This is a genomic window from Micromonospora sp. WMMB235 (assembly GCF_001855515.1).
Lineage (GTDB): Bacteria > Actinomycetota > Actinomycetes > Mycobacteriales > Micromonosporaceae > Micromonospora > Micromonospora aurantiaca.
The window spans coordinates 4,516,236-4,536,421 of the sequence record NZ_MDRX01000001.1 but is presented as its reverse complement, the minus strand read 5'-3'; the positions used below and the strand labels follow the sequence as shown (position 1 = coordinate 4,536,421).

At 72.4% G+C, this 20,186-nt stretch carries 21 protein-coding genes; 20 read left to right on the top strand and 1 reads right to left on the bottom strand.

Going from position 1 to position 20,186, the window contains the following annotated elements; all coding sequences use genetic code 11:
- Window positions 1-18: 18 nt before the first annotated feature.
- From BFV98_RS19945 to BFV98_RS19910, 8 genes are all read left to right on the top strand, one after another.
- A complete protein-coding gene (locus tag BFV98_RS19945; protein WP_013289287.1) occupies window positions 19-1,242 on the top strand; it encodes a histidine kinase in 1,224 nt (407 codons plus the stop codon).
- Window positions 1,239-2,006 (top strand): LytTR family DNA-binding domain-containing protein, encoded by a 768-nt coding sequence (locus tag BFV98_RS19940; RefSeq protein WP_071097397.1) that lies wholly within the window; start codon window positions 1,239-1,241, stop codon window positions 2,004-2,006. The genes BFV98_RS19945 and BFV98_RS19940 overlap by 4 nt, the downstream gene beginning before the upstream one ends.
- 67 nt (window positions 2,007-2,073) lie before the next feature.
- Complete coding sequence (locus tag BFV98_RS19935; protein WP_255368174.1) at window positions 2,074-2,736, top strand: DUF5701 family protein; 663 nt, start codon at window positions 2,074-2,076, stop codon at window positions 2,734-2,736.
- A 232-nt stretch (window positions 2,737-2,968) separates the two neighbouring features.
- Complete coding sequence (locus BFV98_RS19930; protein ID WP_071098944.1) at window positions 2,969-3,349, top strand: hypothetical protein; 381 nt, start codon at window positions 2,969-2,971, stop codon at window positions 3,347-3,349.
- Window positions 3,349-4,989, top strand: a complete 1,641-nt coding sequence (locus tag BFV98_RS19925) for a cation acetate symporter (RefSeq protein WP_013289291.1) — start codon at window positions 3,349-3,351, stop codon at window positions 4,987-4,989. The genes BFV98_RS19930 and BFV98_RS19925 overlap by 1 nt, the downstream gene beginning before the upstream one ends.
- A gap of 78 nt (window positions 4,990-5,067) precedes the next feature.
- Window positions 5,068-5,832: an ABC transporter ATP-binding protein gene (locus tag BFV98_RS19920; protein WP_013289292.1), complete on the top strand. Its 765-nt coding sequence runs from the start codon at window positions 5,068-5,070 to the stop codon at window positions 5,830-5,832.
- Window positions 5,817-7,511: an ABC transporter permease gene (locus BFV98_RS19915; protein WP_071097394.1), complete on the top strand. Its 1,695-nt coding sequence runs from the start codon at window positions 5,817-5,819 to the stop codon at window positions 7,509-7,511. Before BFV98_RS19920 ends, BFV98_RS19915 begins: the two co-directional genes overlap by 16 nt.
- A complete protein-coding gene (locus BFV98_RS19910; RefSeq protein WP_030272668.1) occupies window positions 7,511-8,002 on the top strand; it encodes an SRPBCC family protein in 492 nt (163 codons plus the stop codon). Before BFV98_RS19915 ends, BFV98_RS19910 begins: the two co-directional genes overlap by 1 nt.
- 21 nt (window positions 8,003-8,023) lie before the next feature.
- Here BFV98_RS19910 and BFV98_RS19905 read toward each other — a convergent pair whose 3' ends face one another.
- Window positions 8,024-8,281, bottom strand: coding sequence for a hypothetical protein (locus BFV98_RS19905; protein ID WP_071097392.1), 258 nt, complete (start codon window positions 8,279-8,281; stop codon window positions 8,024-8,026).
- On the opposite strand from BFV98_RS19905, the gene BFV98_RS19900 reads away from it, so the two are divergent.
- From BFV98_RS19900 to BFV98_RS19845, 12 genes are all read left to right on the top strand, one after another.
- Window positions 8,280-8,867, top strand: coding sequence for a flavin reductase family protein (locus BFV98_RS19900; RefSeq protein ID WP_318528075.1), 588 nt, complete (start codon window positions 8,280-8,282; stop codon window positions 8,865-8,867). The two genes, BFV98_RS19905 and BFV98_RS19900, sit on opposite strands and share 2 nt — an antisense overlap.
- A gap of 240 nt (window positions 8,868-9,107) precedes the next feature.
- Window positions 9,108-9,476, top strand: a complete 369-nt coding sequence (locus BFV98_RS19895; protein ID WP_013289297.1) for a DUF485 domain-containing protein — start codon at window positions 9,108-9,110, stop codon at window positions 9,474-9,476.
- On the top strand, window positions 9,454-11,127 hold the full coding sequence (locus BFV98_RS19890) for a cation acetate symporter (RefSeq protein ID WP_013477486.1): 1,674 nt from the start codon (window positions 9,454-9,456) through the stop codon (window positions 11,125-11,127). The genes BFV98_RS19895 and BFV98_RS19890 overlap by 23 nt, the downstream gene beginning before the upstream one ends.
- Window positions 11,128-11,194: 67 nt before the next feature.
- Complete coding sequence (locus BFV98_RS19885; protein WP_071097391.1) at window positions 11,195-12,172, top strand: NAD-dependent epimerase/dehydratase family protein; 978 nt, start codon at window positions 11,195-11,197, stop codon at window positions 12,170-12,172.
- 74 nt (window positions 12,173-12,246) lie between these two features.
- Complete coding sequence (locus BFV98_RS19880) at window positions 12,247-13,494, top strand: LCP family protein (protein ID WP_013289300.1); 1,248 nt, start codon at window positions 12,247-12,249, stop codon at window positions 13,492-13,494.
- A 203-nt stretch (window positions 13,495-13,697) separates the two neighbouring features.
- Window positions 13,698-14,912 carry an LCP family protein gene (locus BFV98_RS19875; protein WP_013289301.1) on the top strand — a complete coding sequence of 405 codons (1,215 nt, stop codon included), beginning with the start codon at window positions 13,698-13,700 and terminating at the stop codon, window positions 14,910-14,912.
- A 179-nt stretch (window positions 14,913-15,091) separates the two neighbouring features.
- Entirely contained in the window at window positions 15,092-16,027 is a 936-nt protein-coding gene (locus BFV98_RS19870) for an LCP family protein (RefSeq protein ID WP_052166194.1), read from the top strand.
- A gap of 28 nt (window positions 16,028-16,055) precedes the next feature.
- Complete coding sequence (locus BFV98_RS19865) at window positions 16,056-16,391, top strand: rhodanese-like domain-containing protein (RefSeq protein WP_013289303.1); 336 nt, start codon at window positions 16,056-16,058, stop codon at window positions 16,389-16,391.
- Between the two features lie 15 nt (window positions 16,392-16,406).
- Entirely contained in the window at window positions 16,407-17,198 is a 792-nt protein-coding gene (locus BFV98_RS19860; RefSeq protein ID WP_013289304.1) for a glycerophosphodiester phosphodiesterase family protein, read from the top strand.
- A 76-nt stretch (window positions 17,199-17,274) separates the two neighbouring features.
- Window positions 17,275-18,729 carry an ATP-binding protein gene (locus tag BFV98_RS19855; protein ID WP_030272676.1) on the top strand — a complete coding sequence of 485 codons (1,455 nt, stop codon included), beginning with the start codon at window positions 17,275-17,277 and terminating at the stop codon, window positions 18,727-18,729.
- 64 nt (window positions 18,730-18,793) lie between these two features.
- On the top strand, window positions 18,794-19,210 hold the full coding sequence (locus BFV98_RS19850) for an ATP-binding protein (protein WP_255368356.1): 417 nt from the start codon (window positions 18,794-18,796) through the stop codon (window positions 19,208-19,210).
- 86 nt (window positions 19,211-19,296) lie between these two features.
- The gene (locus BFV98_RS19845; protein ID WP_013477492.1) at window positions 19,297-20,181 is read left to right on the top strand and encodes a DUF5926 family protein; all 885 of its coding nucleotides are present in this window, start codon (window positions 19,297-19,299) and stop codon (window positions 20,179-20,181) included.
- The last annotated feature ends 5 nt before the right edge of the window (window positions 20,182-20,186 follow it).

Here is a 20,186-nt window from a genome sequence, read left to right as displayed (position 1 = left end):
ACCCGGCAGGATCGCTGCGTGGGTGGCAACCTCTCCGCCGTCTTCGCCGTCGTCTCGCTGGTCACCGCGCTGGCCGCGGCGCTCTGGGCGGTGCTGCGGCTGCGCGGTCGGCGGGGCATCGCCACCGCCACGCAGCGGGCCACGTACGAGGTGCTGCACACCGCGGGGCTCGCCGCCGAGCCGCTGCGCGCCGGCCTGACCGCGGCGGACGCGGCGAAGGCCGTACGCCATCTGCGGGCCCTCGTGGGCGCGGCCGGGCTGGCGCTGACGGACCGCGACGCGTTGCTCGCGGTCGACGGGCAGGGCGCGCACCACGGCGACCAGCTGGTCGCGGCGGCCCGGCGGGCGGCCGACAGCGGGCGCTCCACAGTGCTGGGCGAGTCGGAGCTGCGTTGCGACCTGGTCGACTGCCCGGTGCGCGGCGCGGTGGTGGCGCCGCTGCGCGCGGACGGGCGGGTGGTCGGGGCGCTGGTGGCGGTGGCCGACGAGCGCCCGGCCCCGGGTCTGGTGCAGGCGACGCTGGAGACCGCGCACTGGGCGGGTGACCAGCTCGCGCTGGCCGAGCTGGAGTCGTCGCGGGAGCGGCTGGCGCGGGCCGAGGTACGCGCGCTGCGCGCTCAGATCAGCCCGCACTTCATCTACAACGCGCTCACCGCGATCGGCTCGTTCGTGCGCACCGACCCGGAGCGGGCGCGGGAGCTGATCCTGGAGTTCGCCGAGTTCACCCGCTACTCGTTCCGGGCGCACGGCGAGTTCACCACGCTGGCCGAGGAGCTGCGTTCGATCGACCGCTACCTGACCATCGAGCGGGCGCGCTTCGGCGAGCGGCTCCAGGTGCGCCTCCAGATCGCGCCGGAGGTGCTGCCGGTGACGCTGCCGTTCCTCTGCCTCCAGCCGCTCGTGGAGAACGCGGTCCGGCACGGGTTGTCCCGCAAGCCGGGCACCGGCATGGTGAGCATCGAGGCCCGGGACGCGGGCGCGGAGTGTCACATCACGGTGGAGGACGACGGGGTGGGGATGGATCCGACGACGCTTACCGCCGGCATCGCCGAGGTGTCGGGCGCGGCCGGCGACCCGGCCGACGACCCGGGGCAGCACGTCGGCCTCTCGAACGTCGACGAACGGCTCCGGTCGGTCTTCGGGGACGGCTTCGGCCTGGTGGTGGAGACCGGCCTGGGTTCGGGTACGAAGGTCAGCATGCGTGTGCCGAAGTTCCACCCCGGCGTCCGGGCGTCGTCGTGACCGTCACCGGCACCGGTTTCCTCCGGGTGCTGGCGGTGGACGACGAGCCGCCCGCGCTCGACGAGCTGGCGTACCACCTGCGCGCCGACCCCCGGGTGGCCCGGCTGCACACGGCCGGGGACGCGACCGAGGCGCTGCGCGTGCTGCGCGACGACGACGTGGACGTGGTGTTCCTCGACATCCGGATGCCGGGGCTGGACGGCATGGAGCTGGCCCGGGTGCTGCGCCGGTTCGCCCGGCCGCCGGCGATCGTGTTCGTCACCGCGTACGACGACGGCGCGGTGGACGCGTTCGACCTGGGCGCCACCGACTACGTGCGCAAGCCGGTACGCGCCGAGCGGCTGGCCGAGTCGCTGCGCCGGGTGATCGGCTCCCGGGTGGTGCCGTCGCATCCGGCCGCGCTGGCCCGGGCGGAGGAGGATCCGACCATCCCGATCGAGCTGGCCGGCACCACGCGGATGCTGCCCCGCTCGGCGGTGCGGTGGGTGGAGGCGCAGGGCGACTACGCGCGGCTGCACACGGCGGAGGGGTCGCACCTGGTCCGGGTGTCGCTGGCGACGCTGGCCGAGCGCTGGGCCGATGCCGGGTTCGTCCGGATCCACCGGTCGTATCTGGTGCAGCTGCGGCTCATCGCCGAGCTGCGGCTGGTCAACTCCGGCTACGTGGTGGTGATCGACGGATCCGAGCTGCCGGTGAGCCGCCGGCACACCCGGGAGCTGAAGGACAAGCTGGTACGCACCGCGAAACAGGACTGGAGCCGCTGAGGGACGGGGGCGTCGGGAGCGCTGACGTACAATGTACGGCAGACCGTACGACAGGGTGGGGGACCGCATGTCCGACGACCGTTTCGACGCCGCTACCGAATTCGACCGCCAGCTCGACCGCCTCGTGCAGCTCGGGTACCCGGCACTGGCCGGGCAGACCGAGGAGGAGTTCCGGGCGCTGCTCACCCCGCTGCGCGACGCGGCGGTCACCGGTGCCGCCGGACTGGCCGCTCCCACCGACGCCCGGGTGCCGTTCCTGCTGGTGACCACGCGGGAGCTGGTGCCGGTGCCGGAACGCATCGCGCTCACCACGCTCGCCGGCAAGCGCAAGACCGGCGTCCTCGACCGGAACTTCCCCGCCGACGACCTGCCCACGTTCCACCCGATCAAGGAGCTGGAGGTGCCGTCCGGTCCCGCGTACCTGCTCTTCGACGTGGACCGGGGCGAGGAGTACCGCAACGTGCCGCCGTCGGCCGCGCTCGAGGACATGACCGCGAAGGACCGGCTGCCGATCACGATCGACGAGGGGCTGGCGTTCGTCACGTTGCACCCGCAGGCGCTGGCGAGCAACAGGTGCTTCTCGCTCGTGGGGTCGCGCTGCGGCGACCGGCGGGTGCCGGCGCTGTGGATCAGCCAGGGCGCGCCGAAGCTCGGGTGGTGCTGGTTCGGCAACCCGCACACCTGGCTCGGCTCGGCGACCGCGAACCCGGTACGGGTGGGGCTGAGCTGACGCTGTCCACAACGACTCCACGCCATCCACCGGGTTATCCACAACCGTGAAGCGTTATCCACAGGTTGTGCACAGGGCTCGGAACCGTGCTCTTGACATTCCCGCTGAGCGGGCGAGACTGCCGGAGGTGACCGGAGCCGCGGAACAGCATCCTTCGGGGCGGCCCGCCGAGGCCGCCCCGGTTCCCGGCCCGCGCGCGTCCGCACCGCTCCGCGAGCCGGGCAGCGGGCCGGTGCCGGCCGCCGCGCCGAAGCGGACCCGGGTCGTGCTGGCCGAGGTCTCCCGGGTCGGCAATCCGGCCGACCGCACCCGCTCCGAGCTGACCCAGCAGACCCCTGTCGGCGAGACGCTCGTGCAGGGGCTGATGCGCGCCCAGCTCTCCCTCGCGCTGCGGCTCAGCCTGCTGGTGCTGGTCGGGCTCGGCGGCCTGCCCTGGCTGTTCGCCATCGCGCCCACTGTCGGCCGGGTCACGGTGCTCGGGGTCAACCTGCCGTGGCTGCTGCTCGGCGTCGTGTCCTTCCCGTTCCTGATCGTCGTCGGCTGGGCGTACGTGCGCCTGGCCGAACGCAACGAGCAGGACTTCGTCGACCTGATCCGACGGCCGGAACACTGATGTCCAACGGCTACGTGGTCCCGGCGATCGTCGCCGTCACCCTGGTCACCGTCGGCATCGGCTTCTACGGGCTGCGGCTGGCCCGCACCACCTCGGACTTCCTGGTCGCATCCCGGTCGGTCAGCCCGACCTGGAACGCCGCCGCGATCGGCGGGGAGTACCTGTCGGCGGCGAGCTTCCTCGGCGTCGCCGGGCTGATCCTCAAGTACGGCGTGGACGTGCTCTGGTACCCGGTCGGCTTCGCCGCCGGATACCTCGCCCTGCTGCTGTTCGTGGCCGCGCCGCTGCGCCGCTCCGGCGCGTTCACGCTGCCCGACTTCTGCGAGGTGCGGCTCGGTTCCCGCCGGCTGCGGACGCTCGCCACCGTCTTCGTGATCTTCATCGGCTGGCTGTACCTGGTGCCGCAGTTGCAGGGCGCCGGGCTGACGCTCGCCACGCTCACCGGCTCGCCGTACCCGCTCGGCGCGCTGCTCGTCGCCGTGGTGGTGACCGCGAACGTGGCGCTGGGCGGCATGCGGGCGATCACCTTCGTGCAGGCGTTCCAGTACTGGCTCAAGCTCACCGCACTCGCCGTACCCGCCATCTTCCTGGCGTTGCAGTGGCAGGCCGACGCCCGCCCGGCGGTGACCCCGCCCGACGGACCGACGTTCCGGACCGCGACCACCGTCGTGGTCGAGCACCGCGCGACGCTCACCCTGCCCGACGGCGACATCCGGGAGGTACGCCCCGGCGACCGCCTGGAGTTCGCCGCCGGTGACCCGGTGCCGGAGGTGTCCGGCGCGGCGACCGGCGCCACCGAATGGCTGCTGCCGGACACCGCCGGCGAGGACGACCGAGGGCTGTTCGCCACGTACTCGCTGATCCTGGCCACGTTCCTCGGCACCATGGGCCTGCCGCACGTGCTGGTCCGCTTCTACACCAACCCCGACGGCGCCGCCGCCCGCCGCACCACGCTCGTGGTGCTGGCGCTCGTCGGCGTCTTCTACCTGCTGCCCACCGTGTACGGCGTGCTGGGCCGCATCTACACCCCGCAACTGCTGGTGAGCGGCCAGACCGACGCGGTGGTGGTGCTGCTGCCCGGTGCCGCGCTCGGCGACGGCACCACCGGCCGGCTGCTCGCCGCGCTCGTCGCGGCCGGCGCGTTCGCGGCGTTCCTGTCCACCTCGTCCGGCCTGCTCACCAGCGTGGCCGGGGTGATCTCCACGGACGTGCTGGGGCGCGGCTCGGTACGCGGCTTCCGGCTCGCCACGGTGATCGCCGGCGGGGTGCCGGCGGTGCTCTCGCTGAACGTCTCCGGGCTGGACGTGTCACAGGTGGTGGGGCTGGCGTTCGCGGTGGCCGCGTCGAGCTTCTGCCCGCTGCTGGTGCTCGGCATCTGGTGGCGCGGCCTGACCGACCTGGGCGCCGCCGCCGGGGTGCTGGTCGGCGGCGGCGCGGCCGTCGGGGCGGTGCTGCTCACCGTGCTCGGCCCGCCGCTGACCGGGTGGCCGGCCACGCTCACCACCCAGCCGGCCGCGTGGACGGTGCCGCTGGCGTTCACCGTCATGGTGGTGGTGTCGATGGCGAGCCGGCGTCGGCTTCCCCGCGACGTCGGCGCCACCATGCTCCGCCTGCACACCCCGGAGTCGCTGCGCCTGTAGGCGCTACTCCCCAGGTAGGAGCAGAAGATCACCCTGCCGCCCGAGCAGCCGCTGGCCGGAGCCCGATACGGTCGGACCATGACCGATCAGCACCCCGCGCTCTCCCTTCGTGGTCTGGCCAAGCGCTTCGACACCAAGGTCGCGGTGGCGGGCGTCGACCTCGCCGTGCCGACCGGCTCGTTCTACGGCCTGCTCGGCCCGAACGGAGCGGGCAAGACCACCACCCTCTCCATGGCCGTCGGCCTGCTGCGGCCCGACGCCGGTGAGGCGAGGGTGCTCGGGTACGACGTCTGGGCCGACCCGGTCCGAGCCAAGAGCCTGCTCGGTGTGATGCCCGACGGCGTACGCCTCTTCGACCGGCTGAGCGGGGCGGAGCTGCTGGCGTACCACGGTCTGCTGCGCGGCATGGACCCGGCGGTGGTCGACCAGCGGGCGGCGGAGCTGCTCGACGTGCTGGCGCTCTCCGACGCCGGCCGCACGCTGGTGGTCGACTACTCGGCGGGCATGAAGAAGAAGATCGGGCTGGCCTGCGCGCTGCTGCACGGTCCGCGCCTGCTGGTGCTGGACGAGCCGTTCGAGGCCGTCGACCCGGTCTCGGCGGCGCTGATCCGCGACATCCTGCACCGGTACGTCGGCGGCGGCGGAACGGTGATCTTCTCCAGCCACGTGATGGAGGTGGTCGAGCGGCTCTGCTCCCACGTGGCGATCCTGGCCGAGGGCCGGATCAAGCGGGTGGGCACGCTGGCCGAGGTGCGCGGCGACCGGTCGCTGGAGGACGTCTTCGTGGAGGTGGTCGGCGGCCGGACCGCGACCGGCGAGGAGCTGTCGTGGCTGTCCCGGTGACCGTCCCCGAGCGTCCGGCCCGGCGCGTGTCGCCCTGGCATTTCGTCCGGCTCAAGCTGCGGGTGCTCGGCAACAACTTCCGGGGTCAGACCTGGCGGGTCGCGCTGTTCGTCCTCGGCCTGCTGTTCGGGCTCTGGTTCGCCGCCGTCGGGTTCTTCCTGCTCGCCGCGCCGGGGCTGGCCGGCGAGTCCCGGTACGCGCTGATGATCGCCGCGTTCGGCGGTGGCGTTCTGACGCTCGGCTGGCTGCTCCTGCCGCTCGTCTTCTTCGGCGTGGACGAGACGCTCGACCCGGCCCGGTTCGCGCTGCTGCCGCTGTCCCGCCGCACCCTGGTCACCGGTCTGCTCGCCGCCGCCCTGGTCAGCGTGCCGGCCCTGGCGACGGCGATCACGGCGGCCGGGCTGGTGGTCACCGCCGGCGCGCTCGGTGGATGGGCGGCCGCCCTGGTCGGCGCGCTCGGCTTGGTCGTCGGGCTGCTCGTCTGCCTGGCCGGTGCCCGCGCGCTGACCAGTGCGTTCGCGACGATGCTGCGCTCCCGCCGGGTACGCGACCTGGCCGCCGTGCTGCTCGCGGTGCTGGCCGCGCTGCTCGGGCCGTTGCAGTTGCTGGTGCTCGCGGCGGTACGGCAGACCGACTGGGACCGGCTGGACGGTGTGGCCCGGGTGGTCGGCTGGACGCCGTTCGGCGCACCGTGGACCGCCGGCGTGGACGTGGCCCAGGGGCGGACCGGTGCGGCGGTGGTGAAGCTGCTGATCGCGGTCGCGACGCTCGGCGTACTCCTGTTCTGGTGGTCGCGGTCGCTGGAGTCGGCGATGGTGGGCACGGCGAGCAGCGGCCCCGCGCGGACGCCGCGCGCTGTGGCCGGCGGCGCGGTCGCGCAGCTCTTCCCCCGCGCGGTGGGCTGGGCCCGGCGGGACCGGTTCGGCGCGATCGTCGCCCGGGAGTGCCGCTACTGGTGGCGGGACGCCCGCCGCCGGGCCAACCTGATCACCGTCGCCGTGGTCGGCGTGTTCGTGCCGCTGATGGTCAACCTGGGCGGCCCCGCGTTCCTGTCCGAGGGCGGCGCCGCGTTCGACCAGGCGACAGCCGATTCCTCACCGGCGATGGTCAGCCTCACCATGGTCTTCGTGGGGGCGCTCGCGTCGTTGACGCTCGCCAACCAGTTCGGCTTCGACGGCAGCTCGTTCGCGGCGAACGTGGTCGCCGGTGTGCCGGGGCGGGTGGAGCTGCGGGCCCGGATGGCCGCGTTCTCGATCTACGTGGTGCCGATGCTCCTCGTGATCGCCGTCGCGCTGGCCGTCGTCCTCGGCCGGCCCGAATGGCTCGGCGTGATGGGTGGCGCGTTGTTCGCCGCGTACGGCTGCGGGCTCGCGATCAACGCGTTCGTCTCAGTGCTCGGCGCGTACTCGCTGCCCGAGTCGAGCAACCCGTTCGCCCTGAACAGCGGCGCGGGATTCACCAAGGGTCTGCTCACCCTGGTCTCCATGGTCGGCTCCGCGGTGGTGGCGGTGCCGTTCGTGGTGGCCGCCGCGCTGCTCGGCGACGTGTGGCTCTGGCTGGCACTGCCGGTCGGCCTGGCGTACGGCGGGGGCGCGGCGCTGCTCGGCGCGTACATGGCCGGGGACACACTCGATCACCGGCAGCCGGAGCTGCTGGCGAATGTCACCCCGAGGCGCTGATGCCTGTCGTCGAAGCGGTCGTCACCGTCCCGGTCCCTCCGGAGCTGGCGTTCGCCGTCTCCCAGACCACCGCCCCGGTGCGGTACCGCTGGGATCCGTTCGTCCGCGAGCAGCACTTCGTCGACGGCGCGACGCGGCCCGGGCGGGGCGTGCAGACATTCACCCGCTCCCGGCACGGCCTGGTGATGGTCAGCGAGTACGTGTCCTGGTCACCGCCGACGAACGTCGGCATGAAGATGGTGCGCGGACCGTGGTTCTTCGAGCGGTTCGGCGGCGGCTGGCGGTTCGCGCCCGGCCCGGATCCCGGCACCACGATCGCGACGTGGCGGTACAACTTCCGCTGCCGGCCCGCGTTCCTGCGCCCGGTCGCCGAGCGGATCGGGGAGCGGTTGCTCGGGCGCGACATCCGGCGCCGGATCGCCGGGTACGCGGCCGGCTGCGCCGACCCGGAGGTGCTGGCCGCCGCCCGCCGGTTGCTCGACGACGACTGATCCGCGCGTCTCGGGCTGCCGTCAGGCGGTGCGGCGCATCGTCGCGTAGACGTGGTGGCCGTCGCCGACGCTGAGCACGTTCACCAGGTCCCAGCCGTAGTTCGACAGGTGCTCGACCGCCGCCATGAGCGGCGGGAACCCACTGCTGCCCCACTTGTGCCGGGCGATGACCATCAGGTGCCGGTACGGGTAGGCACGGAGATCGACCTGACCACCGAGAACGGCGTCGGCGCTGACCATCCGGTCCTGGGCGAGCTTCTGCGGTGGGACGAGAGCCATGCCCGGCAGGGTAGGGCGTTCCGTCGAGCCTCGCCCGGTGGCGGGCGGCACAATGTTTCACGTGAATCCAGAGCCGGGCGCGCAGATCCACTCCACCGATCCGTTCGCGGCGCCGGCCGCGCAACGCTCGCCGGTACGCCGGCTGCGCGGGCGGCTGGCCGCCCCGGTGACGCTCTGGACCGCGCCCGGTCCGGCCGGGCTGACCGTCTCCTCCACGCTGGTGGCCGAGGGCGAACCGGACCGGCTGCTCGGCCTGGTCGACCCGGAGTCGGACCTGTGGGCGGCGATCGAGGAGGCGGGACGGTTCGCGGTGGCCCCGCTGGGTCCGCAGCACCGGCAGCTCGCCGACCGCTTCGCCGGGCTGTTCCCGTCGCCCGGCGGCCTGTTCGCGCTCGACGCCTGGACCGAGACGCCGTACGGCCCGGTGCCCGCCGACGCCGGCGGGTGGGCGGGCTGCCGCCTGGACACCGCCCGCGAGTACGGCTGGGGCCTGCTGGTCGAGGCCACTATCGAGTCGGTGGACCTGCCCCGGGACACACCCCCGTTGCTGCACTACCGGGGCCGCTACCACGACCTCCCCGGCTGACCCCTCTCCTCCGTCGATCATGAGGTTGGCCGCGATCCGCGTCCGATTTGTCGCCGTCAACCTCATGATCGACCGGGTGGAGGGTGACCGGTTAGCGGAGTGACGTGGGTCACTGGGCGCAGTGGGGGTGCCGTTCGGCGCAGCCGTTCGCCGCCCGGCGGCGGAGCCTTCCCGGGCCGGGAGCGCGCTCTCTACCGTGCGCGAAACTCCCCCACGCCTTGCGAAGGTGGTGATCCACAGATGTCCACGGACACACCCGCGTCCGCACCCGCCGAGTCGGCGGCGGAACGGTACCTCGCCGTCCAGCGGTCGGACGAGTTCGCCGGGTTGCGGCGCACGCTGCGCGGCTTCGTCTTCCCGATGACCGTCGCGTTCTTCCTGTGGTACGCGCTCTACGTCATCCTCTCCGCGTACGCGCGGGGATTCATGGGCACGAAGCTGATCGGCAACATCAACGTCGCCCTGGTCTTCGGCCTGCTCCAGTTCGTCTCCACGTTCCTCATCGCCTGGTTCTACTCGCGGTTCGCCAGCCGCCGGATCGACCCGGTCGCCGACCGGATCCGCGACGAGATGGGGGAGGTGACCCATGAACACGGTCCTCGCGGCTGAGGCGGGCAGCACCACCGCCCGGAACCTCACCATCACGCTGTTCCTGGTCTTCGTGGCGATCACGCTGGCGATCACCGTCTGGGCCAGCCGGCAGACCAAGACCGCCACCGACTTCTACGCCGGCGGCCGGTCCTTCTCCGGCTTCCAGAACGGCATGGCGATCGGCGGCGACTACATGTCGGCGGCGTCCTTCCTGGGCATCGCCGGCATCATCGCGCTCTACGGCTACGACGGCTTCCTCTACTCGATCGGCTTCCTGGTCGCCTGGCTGGTGGCGCTGCTGCTCGTGGCCGAGCTGCTGCGCAACTCCGGCCGGTACACGATGGCGGACGTCCTGGCGTTCCGGATGCGGCAGCGGCCGGTCCGGACCGCCGCGGCGGTCTCCACCATCACGGTGTCGATCTTCTACCTGCTGGCCCAGATGGTCGGCGCCGGCGCGCTCGTCGCCCTGCTGCTCGGCATCAAGCCGGGCACCACGTTCCTCGGCATGGACGCCGACACCGCCAAGGTCGCCACCATCATCATGGTCGGCGCCCTGATGATCATCTACGTGACCGTCGGCGGCATGAAGGGCACCACGTACGTCCAGATCGTCAAGGCGTTCCTGCTGATGGGCGGCGCGCTGGCGATGACGCTGCTGGTGCTCGCCAAGTACAAGTTCAACCTGTCCTCGCTGCTCGGCGACGCGGCCAGCGCCTCGGGCAAGGGAGCGGCGTTCCTCGAACCCGGGTTGCGCTACGGCGTGGAGACACCCGGCGACGCGCTGAAGACGTTCTACAGCAAGATGGACCTGCTCTCGCTGGGCATCGCGCTGGTCCTCGGCACGGCCGGCCTGCCGCACATCCTGATCCGCTTCTACACCGTGCCGACCGCGCGGGCGGCCCGGAAGAGCGTGCTCTGGGCGATCGGCATCATCGGCACGTTCTACCTGCTCACCCTGGCGCTCGGCTTCGGCGCGGCGGCGATCGTCGGCGGGTCGGAGATCACCGCACAGGACAAGGCGGGCAACACCGCGGCGCCACAGCTCGCCGAGAAGCTGGGGGAGCAGTTCCTCGGCGGGGACCTGGGCGGCGCGACACTGCTGGCGATCATCGCAGCGGTCGCGTTCGCCACGATCCTCGCGGTGGTCGCCGGGCTCACACTGGCGTCGTCGTCCAGCCTGGCGCACGACTTCTACGCCAACGTGGTGAAGAACGGGCAGGCGTCGGAACGGCAGGAGGTGACCGTCGCCCGCATCTCCGCGCTGGTGATCGGCGCGGTCTCGATCGTCCTGTCGATCTACGCGCAGAACCTGAACGTGGCGTTCCTGGTCGCGCTGGCGTTCGCGGTCGCCGCGTCGGGCAACCTGCCGGCGATCCTCTACAGCCTGTTCTGGAAGCGGTTCAACACCTCGGGCGCGGTCTGGGCCATCTACGGCGGCCTGCTCGCCGCCGTGGTGCTCGTCTTCTTCTCGCCGGTCGTCTCCGGCGCGCCGACGGCGATGTTCCCCGACCACGACTGGCAGTGGTTCCCGCTGTCGAACCCGGGCATCATCTCGATCCCGTTCGGCTTCCTGTGCGGCTGGCTCGGCACGATCCTGTCCAAGGAGAGCGACGAGGAGAAGTACGCGGAGCTGGAGGTGCGCTCGCTCACCGGAGCCGGCGCCCACTGAGCACCACCGTCGAGCGGGGCCCCTGCCTTACGCGGGGGCCCCGCCTCGCGTGTATAGGCTGGCCGCCATGAAGGTCGCTCCCCGCTTCGGTACCGGACACCGCATCCTCGTCACCGGCGGCGCCGGTTTCGTACCGTCCCACCTGGTCGACCGGCTCGTCGAGCGCGGCTGCGACGTCGTGGTGCTGGACAACTTCGTCACCGGGTCCAAGGACAACGTGGCCCATCTGCTGGACAAGCCGACCTTCACGCTCGTCGAGGCGGACATCTCCGACGGCCTGCCGCAGCACCCGGCGATGGCCGAGCGGTTCGACGCGATCCTGCACATGGCGTCCCCGGCCAGCCCCACCGACTTCGAGAAGCTGCCGGTGGAGATCCTCCGGGTCGGCTCGGTGGCCACGCTGGCGCTGCTGGAGCGGGCCACCGACGACGGCGCGCGGTTCCTGATGGCCTCCACCTCCGAGGCGTACGGCGACCCGAAGGAGCACCCGCAGCGGGAGACGTACTGGGGCAACGTCAACCCGATCGGCATCCGGAGCGTCTACGACGAGGCGAAGCGCTTCTCCGAGGCGGCCACCATGGCCTACCACCGGAGCCGGGGCACCGACACCGCGATCGTGCGGATCTTCAACACGTACGGCCCGCGGATGCGCCCGGACGACGGCCGGGCCATCCCGACGTTCATCTCCCAGGCGCTGCGCGGCGAGCCGATCACTGTGCACGGCACCGGCGACCAGACCCGTTCGATCTGTTACGTCGACGACCTGGTGCGCGGCATCCTGCTGCTGCTCGACTCGACCGAGACCGGGCCGATCAACTGCGGCACCGAGCACGAGATGTCGATGCGGCAACTGGCCGAGACGATCGTGTCACTCACCGGAAGCACGTCCGAGGTGAGCTACATCACTCGTGCCTCCGACGACCCGGAGATGCGCCGCCCGGACCTGACCCTCGCCCGCGAACTGCTCGGATACGAGCCGAGCGTCACGCCCGAAGACGGCCTCCGACGCACGATCGAGTACTTCCGCGGGCGTCTCGGGTACTGAACCCGCCGGGGACGCGGCTGACATCGGGGCGCGTACGAGGGCGTCGGTGGCCGGGCCGACCTACCCTCGGTTACATGTCAGCGACCTCGTCTGCCGGCGCCCCGCTCCCCCGACACCTGAACCGGGGCGCGGGCCGCGCCGCGGTTCCCGGCTCCGGCCGCGGCGCCACCGGGCGCGCCCGCCCCTCGGAAGCCACGTGGTACCCCGCACACGACGAGGCGCCCCGCTCCGGCGGTCCCGGCGGCCCGGCCGGGCCGACCGGTCCCGGTGGTCCGGGCGGCGGCGGTCCGGGTGGGTCCGGCCGGCGTGGTCCCCGGCCGCGCTGGGGGCGCATCGGTCTGGTGGCGGGTGTCGCGGTGCTGGTGCTGGCGCTGCTCGGCGGCCTCGGCGCCTGGTTCTACGCCCGCAACCTGGACGACGACCTGGCGCGCACCGATCCGTTCGCCGGGATCACCGGCGGGCGGCCGGCCAAGCAGGTCGAGGGCGCGTTCAACATCCTGCTCGTGGGCAGCGACTCGCGGGATCCGGACGCCCCGGTCGACGGCTCCGGCAAGTGGCGCGCGGACACCGTGATCGTCATGCACATCCCCGCCGACCACAAGAGCGCATACCTGGTCTCGGTGCCGCGTGACCTGTACGTGCCGATCCCGGAGAGCGCCGGCGCGTCCTGCGACTCCGGCTCGCGCAACAAGATCAACGCGGCGTTCGCGTTCGGCGGCCTGCCGCTCGCGGTGAAGACCGTGGAGTGCTTCACCGACGTACGGATCGACCACGTGATGGCCATCGACTTCGGCGGTTTCAAGGAGGTCACCGACGCCCTGGGCGGGGTCGACCTCAAGGTGGAGCGGACCATCACCTCGATCCACAAGCCGTACCGGACGTTCACCAAGGGCGTGAACCACATGAACGGCGCCGAGGCGCTGGACTGGGTCCGGCAGCGCAAGCAGTTCCCGGACGGCGACTTCGCCCGGATGCGGCACCAGCAGGAGTTCCTGAAGGCGCTGATGGACAAGGCGGCCAGCACCGGGACGCTCACCAACCCGAAGAAGCTGAACGACTTCCTCAAGGCGGTGACCGCCGCCGTCACGGTCGACCAGGGATTCTCGTTGACCGACATGGCAGTGCAGTTCCGCAGCCTGCGGGGCGAGAACCTGACGTTCGTCACCAGCCCGCACCTGGGCGGCCAGACCATCGACGGCCAATCGGTGGTGGTCTCCGACCGGGAGAAGGCGCTGGCGATGTACAAGGCCATCGCCGCGGACCGGATGGCCGAGTGGATGCAGGCCAACCAGAAGGGTTCGGGCGACAACGCGGGCGGCTGACGCCGGCACGACATGACCGGTCTCGCGCGTTAGGACCTCGCCACCACGGAGGCCAACCGCCGACCGGCTCCTTACCCCTGCCCGTTCGGTCACAACCCGAAGATGTCGGCCGGTATTGACGGGAATTGCGACCCTACGAGGTCGCGAGAACGGGAACAGATACGTAAAGTGGTCCCGCCCCCGATCACCGAGCTGGAGCACGCATGTCGGTCCAGACCAGCCGTCGCCCGCAGTCACCGGCACCCGGATCATCCGGGCGGGTCCCTCCGGTCATCCCCACACAGCCCGGTTCCGGCGGTCGCGGTCCCGGCGGTGGCAAGAAGAAGCGCACCAAGCGCAAGGACCCGCTCTGGGCGAAGCTCACGCTGGTGCTGGGCGCGGTGCTGATGGTGACCAGCGGCGTCGCGATCGTCGGCAGCAAGGCGGTCATCGGTCAGGCCACCAACAACATCGCCCAGCGCAACCTGCTCGGTGAGGCCGGCAAGTCCGACGCCGAGGGCGGCAGCAGCCTCGAAGGCCCGATCGACATGCTGCTGCTCGGCGTGGACGCACGGGCCCGCTGGGCCGCCGACGACGTCCGGTCGGACACGATCATCATCCTGCACATCCCGGCCAGCCACGACCAGGCGTACCTGATCTCGATCCCCCGGGACACCGAGGCGCGTATCCCGGCCTTCGAGAAGAGCGGCTACAAGGGCGGCACCGACAAGATCAACGCGGCCTTCTTCCACGGCGCCCAGAACGGCGGCGGCTGGGAGGGCGGCGCCCAGTTGATGGCCAAGACGATCAAGTCGATGACCGGCATCGGCTTCGACGGCGCCGCGATCATCAACTTCGGCGGCTTCAAGAGCGTGATCGACGCGCTCGGCTCGGTGCGGATCTGCGTCAGCCACGAGGTCAAGTCGCACCACATGTCGTACGTCGACGGCAAGCCGATGTGGAACGCCGACGCGAAGAAGACCGGCAAGCCGTACAAGGCAGTGGTGCACAAGAAGGGCTGCCGGGAGATGGAGGGCTGGGAGGCGCTCGACTACTCCCGCCAGCGCTACGGCCTGCCGAACAGCGACTACGACCGGCAGCAGAACCAGCAGCAGCTGATCAAGGCGATGGCCAAGAAGGCCACCGAGGGCGGCATGCTCACCAACCCGATCAAGCTGAACTCGCTGATGAAGGCGGCCGGCAAGGCGTTCGTCCTGGACACCGGCGGCGTGCCGATCGCCGACTTCATCTTCACGCTCAAGAACCTCAACGGGAACGACCTGGTCACCCTGCGGACCAACGGCGGCACCTTCGCCGGCAACGGCAACGGCCGGGAGACGTTCAACGAGGCGACGATGGACATGTTCCAGGCGGTCAAGAACGACAAGCTGGCCGACTTCGTGGTGAACAACCCGGACGTCCTCTCCACCCGTAAATGACCCGCTGACCTGCGCGAAAGCGATACCGGTCGGCCGATCCCCCCGTAGCCTGACGTGAGCGGGTCTCATGTCGCGGCTACGGGGGGATCGTCACGTCCAGGCCAGCACGGAACCGACGCGGGCGGGGTGGACCCGCCCGCTGGGCCCGGTTCCTGCTCGGCACCGGACTCGTCCTGGTCCTGCTCGCCACGCTCGGCGTCGCCGGGCTGCACTGGCTCACCTCGCGCTACGACCGCACCGTGGCCAAGGAGCAACTGCTCGACCCGGCCGCCCGCAACAAGCGGACAGACCTGGACGGCGCGCTCAACTACCTGCTGATCGGCTCCGACCACCGGCCCGGCGCGAACCCGGAGGACCAGCGCTCCGACAGCATCCTGATCGTGCACGTACCGGCCGGGATGCGGCAGGCGTACCTGATCTCCGTGCCGCGCGACCTGCTGGTGGCGCTCCCCGCGGCACCGGGCTTCCCCGGCGGCCAGGACAAGGTCAACGCCGCGTACGAGCACGGCGGCGGCGGTGAGGGCGGCGCGCGGCTGCTCAGCACCACCCTGAGCCGGCTCACCGGGATCCGCTTCGACGGCGCCGCACTCGTCGACTTCTCCGGCTTCAAGCAGGTGATCGACCAGCTCGGCGGCATCCGGATGTGCGTGGACACGCCGGTGCGCTCGATCCACACCCGGCACCAGTTCGACGCCGGCTGCCAGCAGATGGACGGCGCGCGGACGCTCGACTACGTGCGGCAGCGCTACGACCTGCCCGGCGGCGACTACGACCGGCAGCGGCACCAGCAGCAGATGCTGCGGGCGGTGCTCGATCGGGCGGGCGAGACGCGGCTGCGCAGCGACCCGGTCAAGCTGGACCGCGTGCTGCGCGCGGCAGGCGGGGCGCTGACCGTGGACACCAACGGCGTACCCCTGGACGAGCTGTTGTTCGCGCTGCGCGGCCTGCCCGCGGACGCCCTGCGCGGGGTCCAGGTGCCCTCCTACCCGCAGACCATCGACGGCGTCTCGTACGTGGTGCTGGACAACGGCGGCGGCGGGCTGTTCACCGCGCTGCGCGACACGCGCGTACCGGAATGGGCCGGCGCCAACCCGCGCTGGGTCAACCGGCTGTGAGCGCCGTGGGCGACTAGGCTTGGTTACCGTGTTCGGAGCCTCACTACCCAGCGTGCCCGCGTCGGCCGTGCCCGACGACGTCTACCTGCTCGACGTCCGCGAGGACGACGAGTGGGCCGCCGGCCACGCGCCGGCCGCCCACCACCTGCCGATGACCGAGCTGCCCGCCCGGATCGCCGAGATCCCGCAGGACCGCGACGTGGCGGTGATCTGCCGCTCGGGCGGCCGGTCCGCCCAGGTGGTCGGCTACCTCATGCGCAACGGCTGGGACCAGGTGCGCAACGTCGACGGCGGGATGGGCGACTGGGCCGCCGCCGGCCGTCCGGTGGTCACCGACGACGGGCAGCCGGGCCGGGTCGCCTGAGTCGGTGACGCGGCCATGACCGTCCCCCTGGTCTTCGCCCATCGCGGCGCCTCGTACGACCTGCCGGAACACACGCTCGCCGCCTACCTGCGCGCTCTCGACGAGGGCGCGGACGGGCTGGAGTGCGACGTCCGGCTGACCCGTGACGGGCATCTGGTCTGCGTGCACGACCGCCGGCTGGACCGCACCAGCAACGGCCGCGGGCTGGTCAGCGCGCGGACGCTCGCCGAACTGGAGGCGCTGGACTTCGGCTCCTGGCACCGGGCCGCGACGCTCGCCGAGGACGACGCGCCGCTGGACGAGTCGCACACCCGGCTGCTCACGCTGGAGCGGCTGCTCGACGCGGTGCTGGCCGCCGGGCGGCCGGTCCGGCTGCTGATCGAGACCAAGCATCCGTCCCGCTACCGGGGCGAGGTCGAACGCCGCCTGGTCGAGATGCTGCGCCGGTACGGGCTGGCCGAGCCCCGCCCGGACCATCCCGTCCAGGTGACGGTGATGTCGTTCTCGCCGCTCGCCGTACGCCGGGTCCGGGAACTCGCCCCGGCGCTGCCCACCGTGCTGCTGCTGGAGATGCTGCCGCGCCTGCTGCCGCTGGGCCGGCTGCCGTTCGGCAGCCGGATCGCCGGCCCGGGTGTGGACCTCGTCCGGGCCCGCCCGCGGCTGGTGCCCGCCCTGCGCGCCGCCGGCAACTCGGTGTACGTCTGGACCGTCAACGAGCCGGAGGACCTGGAACTCGTGCTCGAAGCCGGCGTGGACGGGGTGATCACGGACCGGCCGGCCCACGCGCTGGCCCGGTTGGGCCGGTGAGTCCCGTCGATCGGTACCGGGGACGGTCGACCGGCCGGGGGTGTCACGGACGCGGGCGGCGCGGCACACTCGGGACATGCCGGAGCGAACCGACTACCCCGCCTTCATCGCCGGCCACACCGCAGTGATCAACATGATCAACTCGGGCGAGTCAGGTCTCGCCGTGCTCACCCGCCTGCTCCGCGAGGTCGAACCGGCGGTCGGCGCCGCCGGTCTGGTCTTCGTGGAGTTCACCCCGGCCGGGGGACGGGTGATCGCGGCGACCGGCAGCGCCGAGTTCGTCCTCGGCCGCCCGCTGCCCGCCACCGACCCCGCCACCGTCTGCCTACTCGCCGGCCCGCCGGTGCGGGAGGTCCGGGTCGACGCGATCCCGGGCGCGCTCGCCGTCGAGGTCGCCGGCCGGGGCCTCTGCCGGATGATCGTGGCACGTGCCGAGGTCGGCGGGCTGACAGTCGGCAGCCTGCACGCGCTCTACCCGCTGGGCGAGCCGCTGCAACCCTCGCAACGTGCCGTCATCGGCTACATCGCCGCCTGCATCGCCCACATGTACGGCGACCAGACCGGCCTGCCCGTACACGGGGACGGCCCGGTCGTGGCGGCGCTCGCCGACGGCCTCGCGGTGGTGGACCGGGACGGACGTGTCCGGCTCTGGAACCCGGCCGCGGTCGAGGTGACCGGCCGGCCGGCGGACGAGGCGTTGAGCCGGCCGCTGCCGTTCCCGCTGCCGCCACCCGGCCAGGTGCTCGACCACCGGCTGCCGGACGGCCGCTGGCTGCGGATCACCTCCGGCGAACTGCCCGGCCCGAACGCGCTGCGCGTGGTCAGCTTCCGCGACACCACCGACCAGCAGCGGCGCGACCACGACCGGGACCTGTTCGTCGCGGTGACCAGCCACGAGCTGCGGACGCCGGTCACCGTCATCAAGGGGTACGCGGACACGCTCACCGACCACTGGGACTCGCTGAGCGACGGCGACCGCAGGCAGGCCGCCCGGATCATCGGCCAGCGCGCCAACGAACTGGCCCGCCTGGTCGACCGGCTGCTGACCGCCGCCACCGAGAACCGTCCCGGTGGCGAACCGGCCGCGCCGTTCGACCTGGTCGACGCGTTGCGCGCGGCGGTGGTGGACCTGCCGGCGGACGTCCGGCACCGGGTCGTGCTCGACCTGCCCGCCGACCTGCCCAAGGCGCTCGGCGACCGGCACAGCCTCGCCACGGTGCTCACCGAACTGGGCACCAACGCCGGGAAGTACTCGCTGCCGGACACGCCGATCGAGATCACCGCCGAGGCGAACGAGCGGACCGTCTCGTTCCGGGTGGCCGACCGGGGCATCGGCATCCGGCCGGAACACGTGGAGCGGGCCTTCGACCGGTTCTGGCAGGGGGAGTCCGGCGACCGCCGCCGGTATCCCGGCGCCGGGCTCGGTCTCTATCTCGTCCGCCAGATCGTTGAACAGCAGAATGGATGGGTATCCCTCCGGCCCAGAGCCGGTGGCGGTACGGTCGCAGAGGTGCGGCTGCCCCGGGGTTGACCGGGGCGCTCACGGGCGGGGAAGGAACGACGTGTCGACTGGTCCGGCCGAACGGTCGTGGTGCGTGGTGGTGCCCCACGACCCCACCGGCGCGCGCCTGGCCCGGCACCGGCTCGCCGACGAGCTGACCGATGTCGTACCCCCGGTCCTGGTGGCCGACCTGGTCGCGGTCCTCGCCGAACTGGTCGGCAACGCGGTCCGGCACGCCGACGCGCTGCCCGGCGGCGTCGTGCGGGTCGCCTGGCGGCTGCGCCCGACCGAGCAGGGGCCGAGCGTCGAACTCCGGGTCACCGACGGAGGATCAGGCGCCGGCCCGTGCATGCGTACCGCCTCGCCGGACGCGGCGGACGGGCGAGGGCTGCACATCGTCGCCGGGCTCGCCAGCGGCTGGGGCGTGGAGCGCGACGGCCTGGGCCAGAGCGTGTGGGCGCGGTTCGACCCGGTCCCGACGCAGCGGACCGACCTGGTCGCGGCCGGCTGACCGACGCGGCGGGCGGGTCCGGCCCTCGCCGCCGAGACCCGGCATCTAGGCTGTCTCGCCATGAGCGAGCGGAGCGGAGCGGGCGCATGAGCAAGCGTCGGAAGAACCAGCGGGCCGGCGAGGCCACCCCGAAGCGGGAGAAGGTGCGCGACGTCTTCGTGCCCCGGCCGTTCGAGGGCCTGGCGGACGAGCCGGAGTGGATCGCCCTGCGCGAGCTGGTCCCGGCCGCGTCCGCGCCGCTGCGGCTGACCCCGGAACTGATCGAGGAGTACGGCGACCGGCCGGTCACGCTGGCCACCGTGCTGCCGATGGCCGCCCCGGCGATGACCAAGCCCGACGGGCGGGTCTTCATCGGCCTGCAACGGCACCAGCAGTCCGGCGACGTCTCCCGTGACCTGGCCGACGCGCTGATCTCCGCGCTGCGCACCGAGCCGGGCGGCCAGGTGAGCGTGCCGCCGCTGCCCGGGCCGGGCCCCCGCCTCCAGGACATCCTGGTGGACGGCCCGCTGGAGATCACCATGCACGACGGGTTCGACTTCTGGCTCGACCCGGGCGCCGCCGACGACCCGAACGTCCAGGCGTCCCTGGAGCGGGCCAACTCGGCGATCTACCCGACCGTCAAGCTGGCCGCCGCGCCGGCCGCGTACTGGTGTCAGGTGCCGGAGAAGGCCCACGTGCGCCTGGTCCTGCCGGAGGACGAGGACGCCGCGCTGGACGCGCTGTCCCGGCTCGCCGCGGCGGGCGCGCTGACGCTCGGCGACGACACGAAGTTCGCGGGCATGTTCCGGGCGCACGGGCGCCTCGCGCCGGTCTGGGACCTGCCGGAGGACACCCCGGCCGCCGAGTGGGAGGCGCCGGTGGCGGAGTTCGCCAAGCGCTACGCCGAGGCGGTCGCGGAGCGGGAACCGCTCGACGCGGCCGGCCGCCGGGCCCGCCAGGGCCTGCTCGGCCGGCAGCTGACGCTGCGCTGACGTCT

Coding starts and splice junctions, on each gene's coding strand:
- BFV98_RS19845 (WP_013477492.1), top strand. CDS start 19,297: ATGAGCAAGCGTCGGAAGAACCAGCGGGCCGGCGAGGCCACCCCGAAG.
- BFV98_RS19910 (WP_030272668.1), top strand. CDS start 7,511: ATGCCTGTCGTCGAAGCGGTCGTCACCGTCCCGGTCCCTCCGGAGCTG.
- BFV98_RS19860 (WP_013289304.1), top strand. CDS start 16,407: ATGACCGTCCCCCTGGTCTTCGCCCATCGCGGCGCCTCGTACGACCTG.
- BFV98_RS19880 (WP_013289300.1), top strand. CDS start 12,247: ATGTCAGCGACCTCGTCTGCCGGCGCCCCGCTCCCCCGACACCTGAAC.
- BFV98_RS19935 (WP_255368174.1), top strand. CDS start 2,074: ATGTCCGACGACCGTTTCGACGCCGCTACCGAATTCGACCGCCAGCTC.
- BFV98_RS19885 (WP_071097391.1), top strand. CDS start 11,195: ATGAAGGTCGCTCCCCGCTTCGGTACCGGACACCGCATCCTCGTCACC.
- BFV98_RS19875 (WP_013289301.1), top strand. CDS start 13,698: ATGTCGGTCCAGACCAGCCGTCGCCCGCAGTCACCGGCACCCGGATCA.
- BFV98_RS19920 (WP_013289292.1), top strand. CDS start 5,068: ATGACCGATCAGCACCCCGCGCTCTCCCTTCGTGGTCTGGCCAAGCGC.
- BFV98_RS19905 (WP_071097392.1), bottom strand. CDS start 8,281: ATGGCTCTCGTCCCACCGCAGAAGCTCGCCCAGGACCGGATGGTCAGC.
- BFV98_RS19895 (WP_013289297.1), top strand. CDS start 9,108: ATGTCCACGGACACACCCGCGTCCGCACCCGCCGAGTCGGCGGCGGAA.
- BFV98_RS19890 (WP_013477486.1), top strand. CDS start 9,454: ATGAACACGGTCCTCGCGGCTGAGGCGGGCAGCACCACCGCCCGGAAC.
- BFV98_RS19925 (WP_013289291.1), top strand. CDS start 3,349: ATGTCCAACGGCTACGTGGTCCCGGCGATCGTCGCCGTCACCCTGGTC.
- BFV98_RS19855 (WP_030272676.1), top strand. CDS start 17,275: ATGCCGGAGCGAACCGACTACCCCGCCTTCATCGCCGGCCACACCGCA.
- BFV98_RS19900 (WP_318528075.1), top strand. CDS start 8,280: ATGCCCGGCAGGGTAGGGCGTTCCGTCGAGCCTCGCCCGGTGGCGGGC.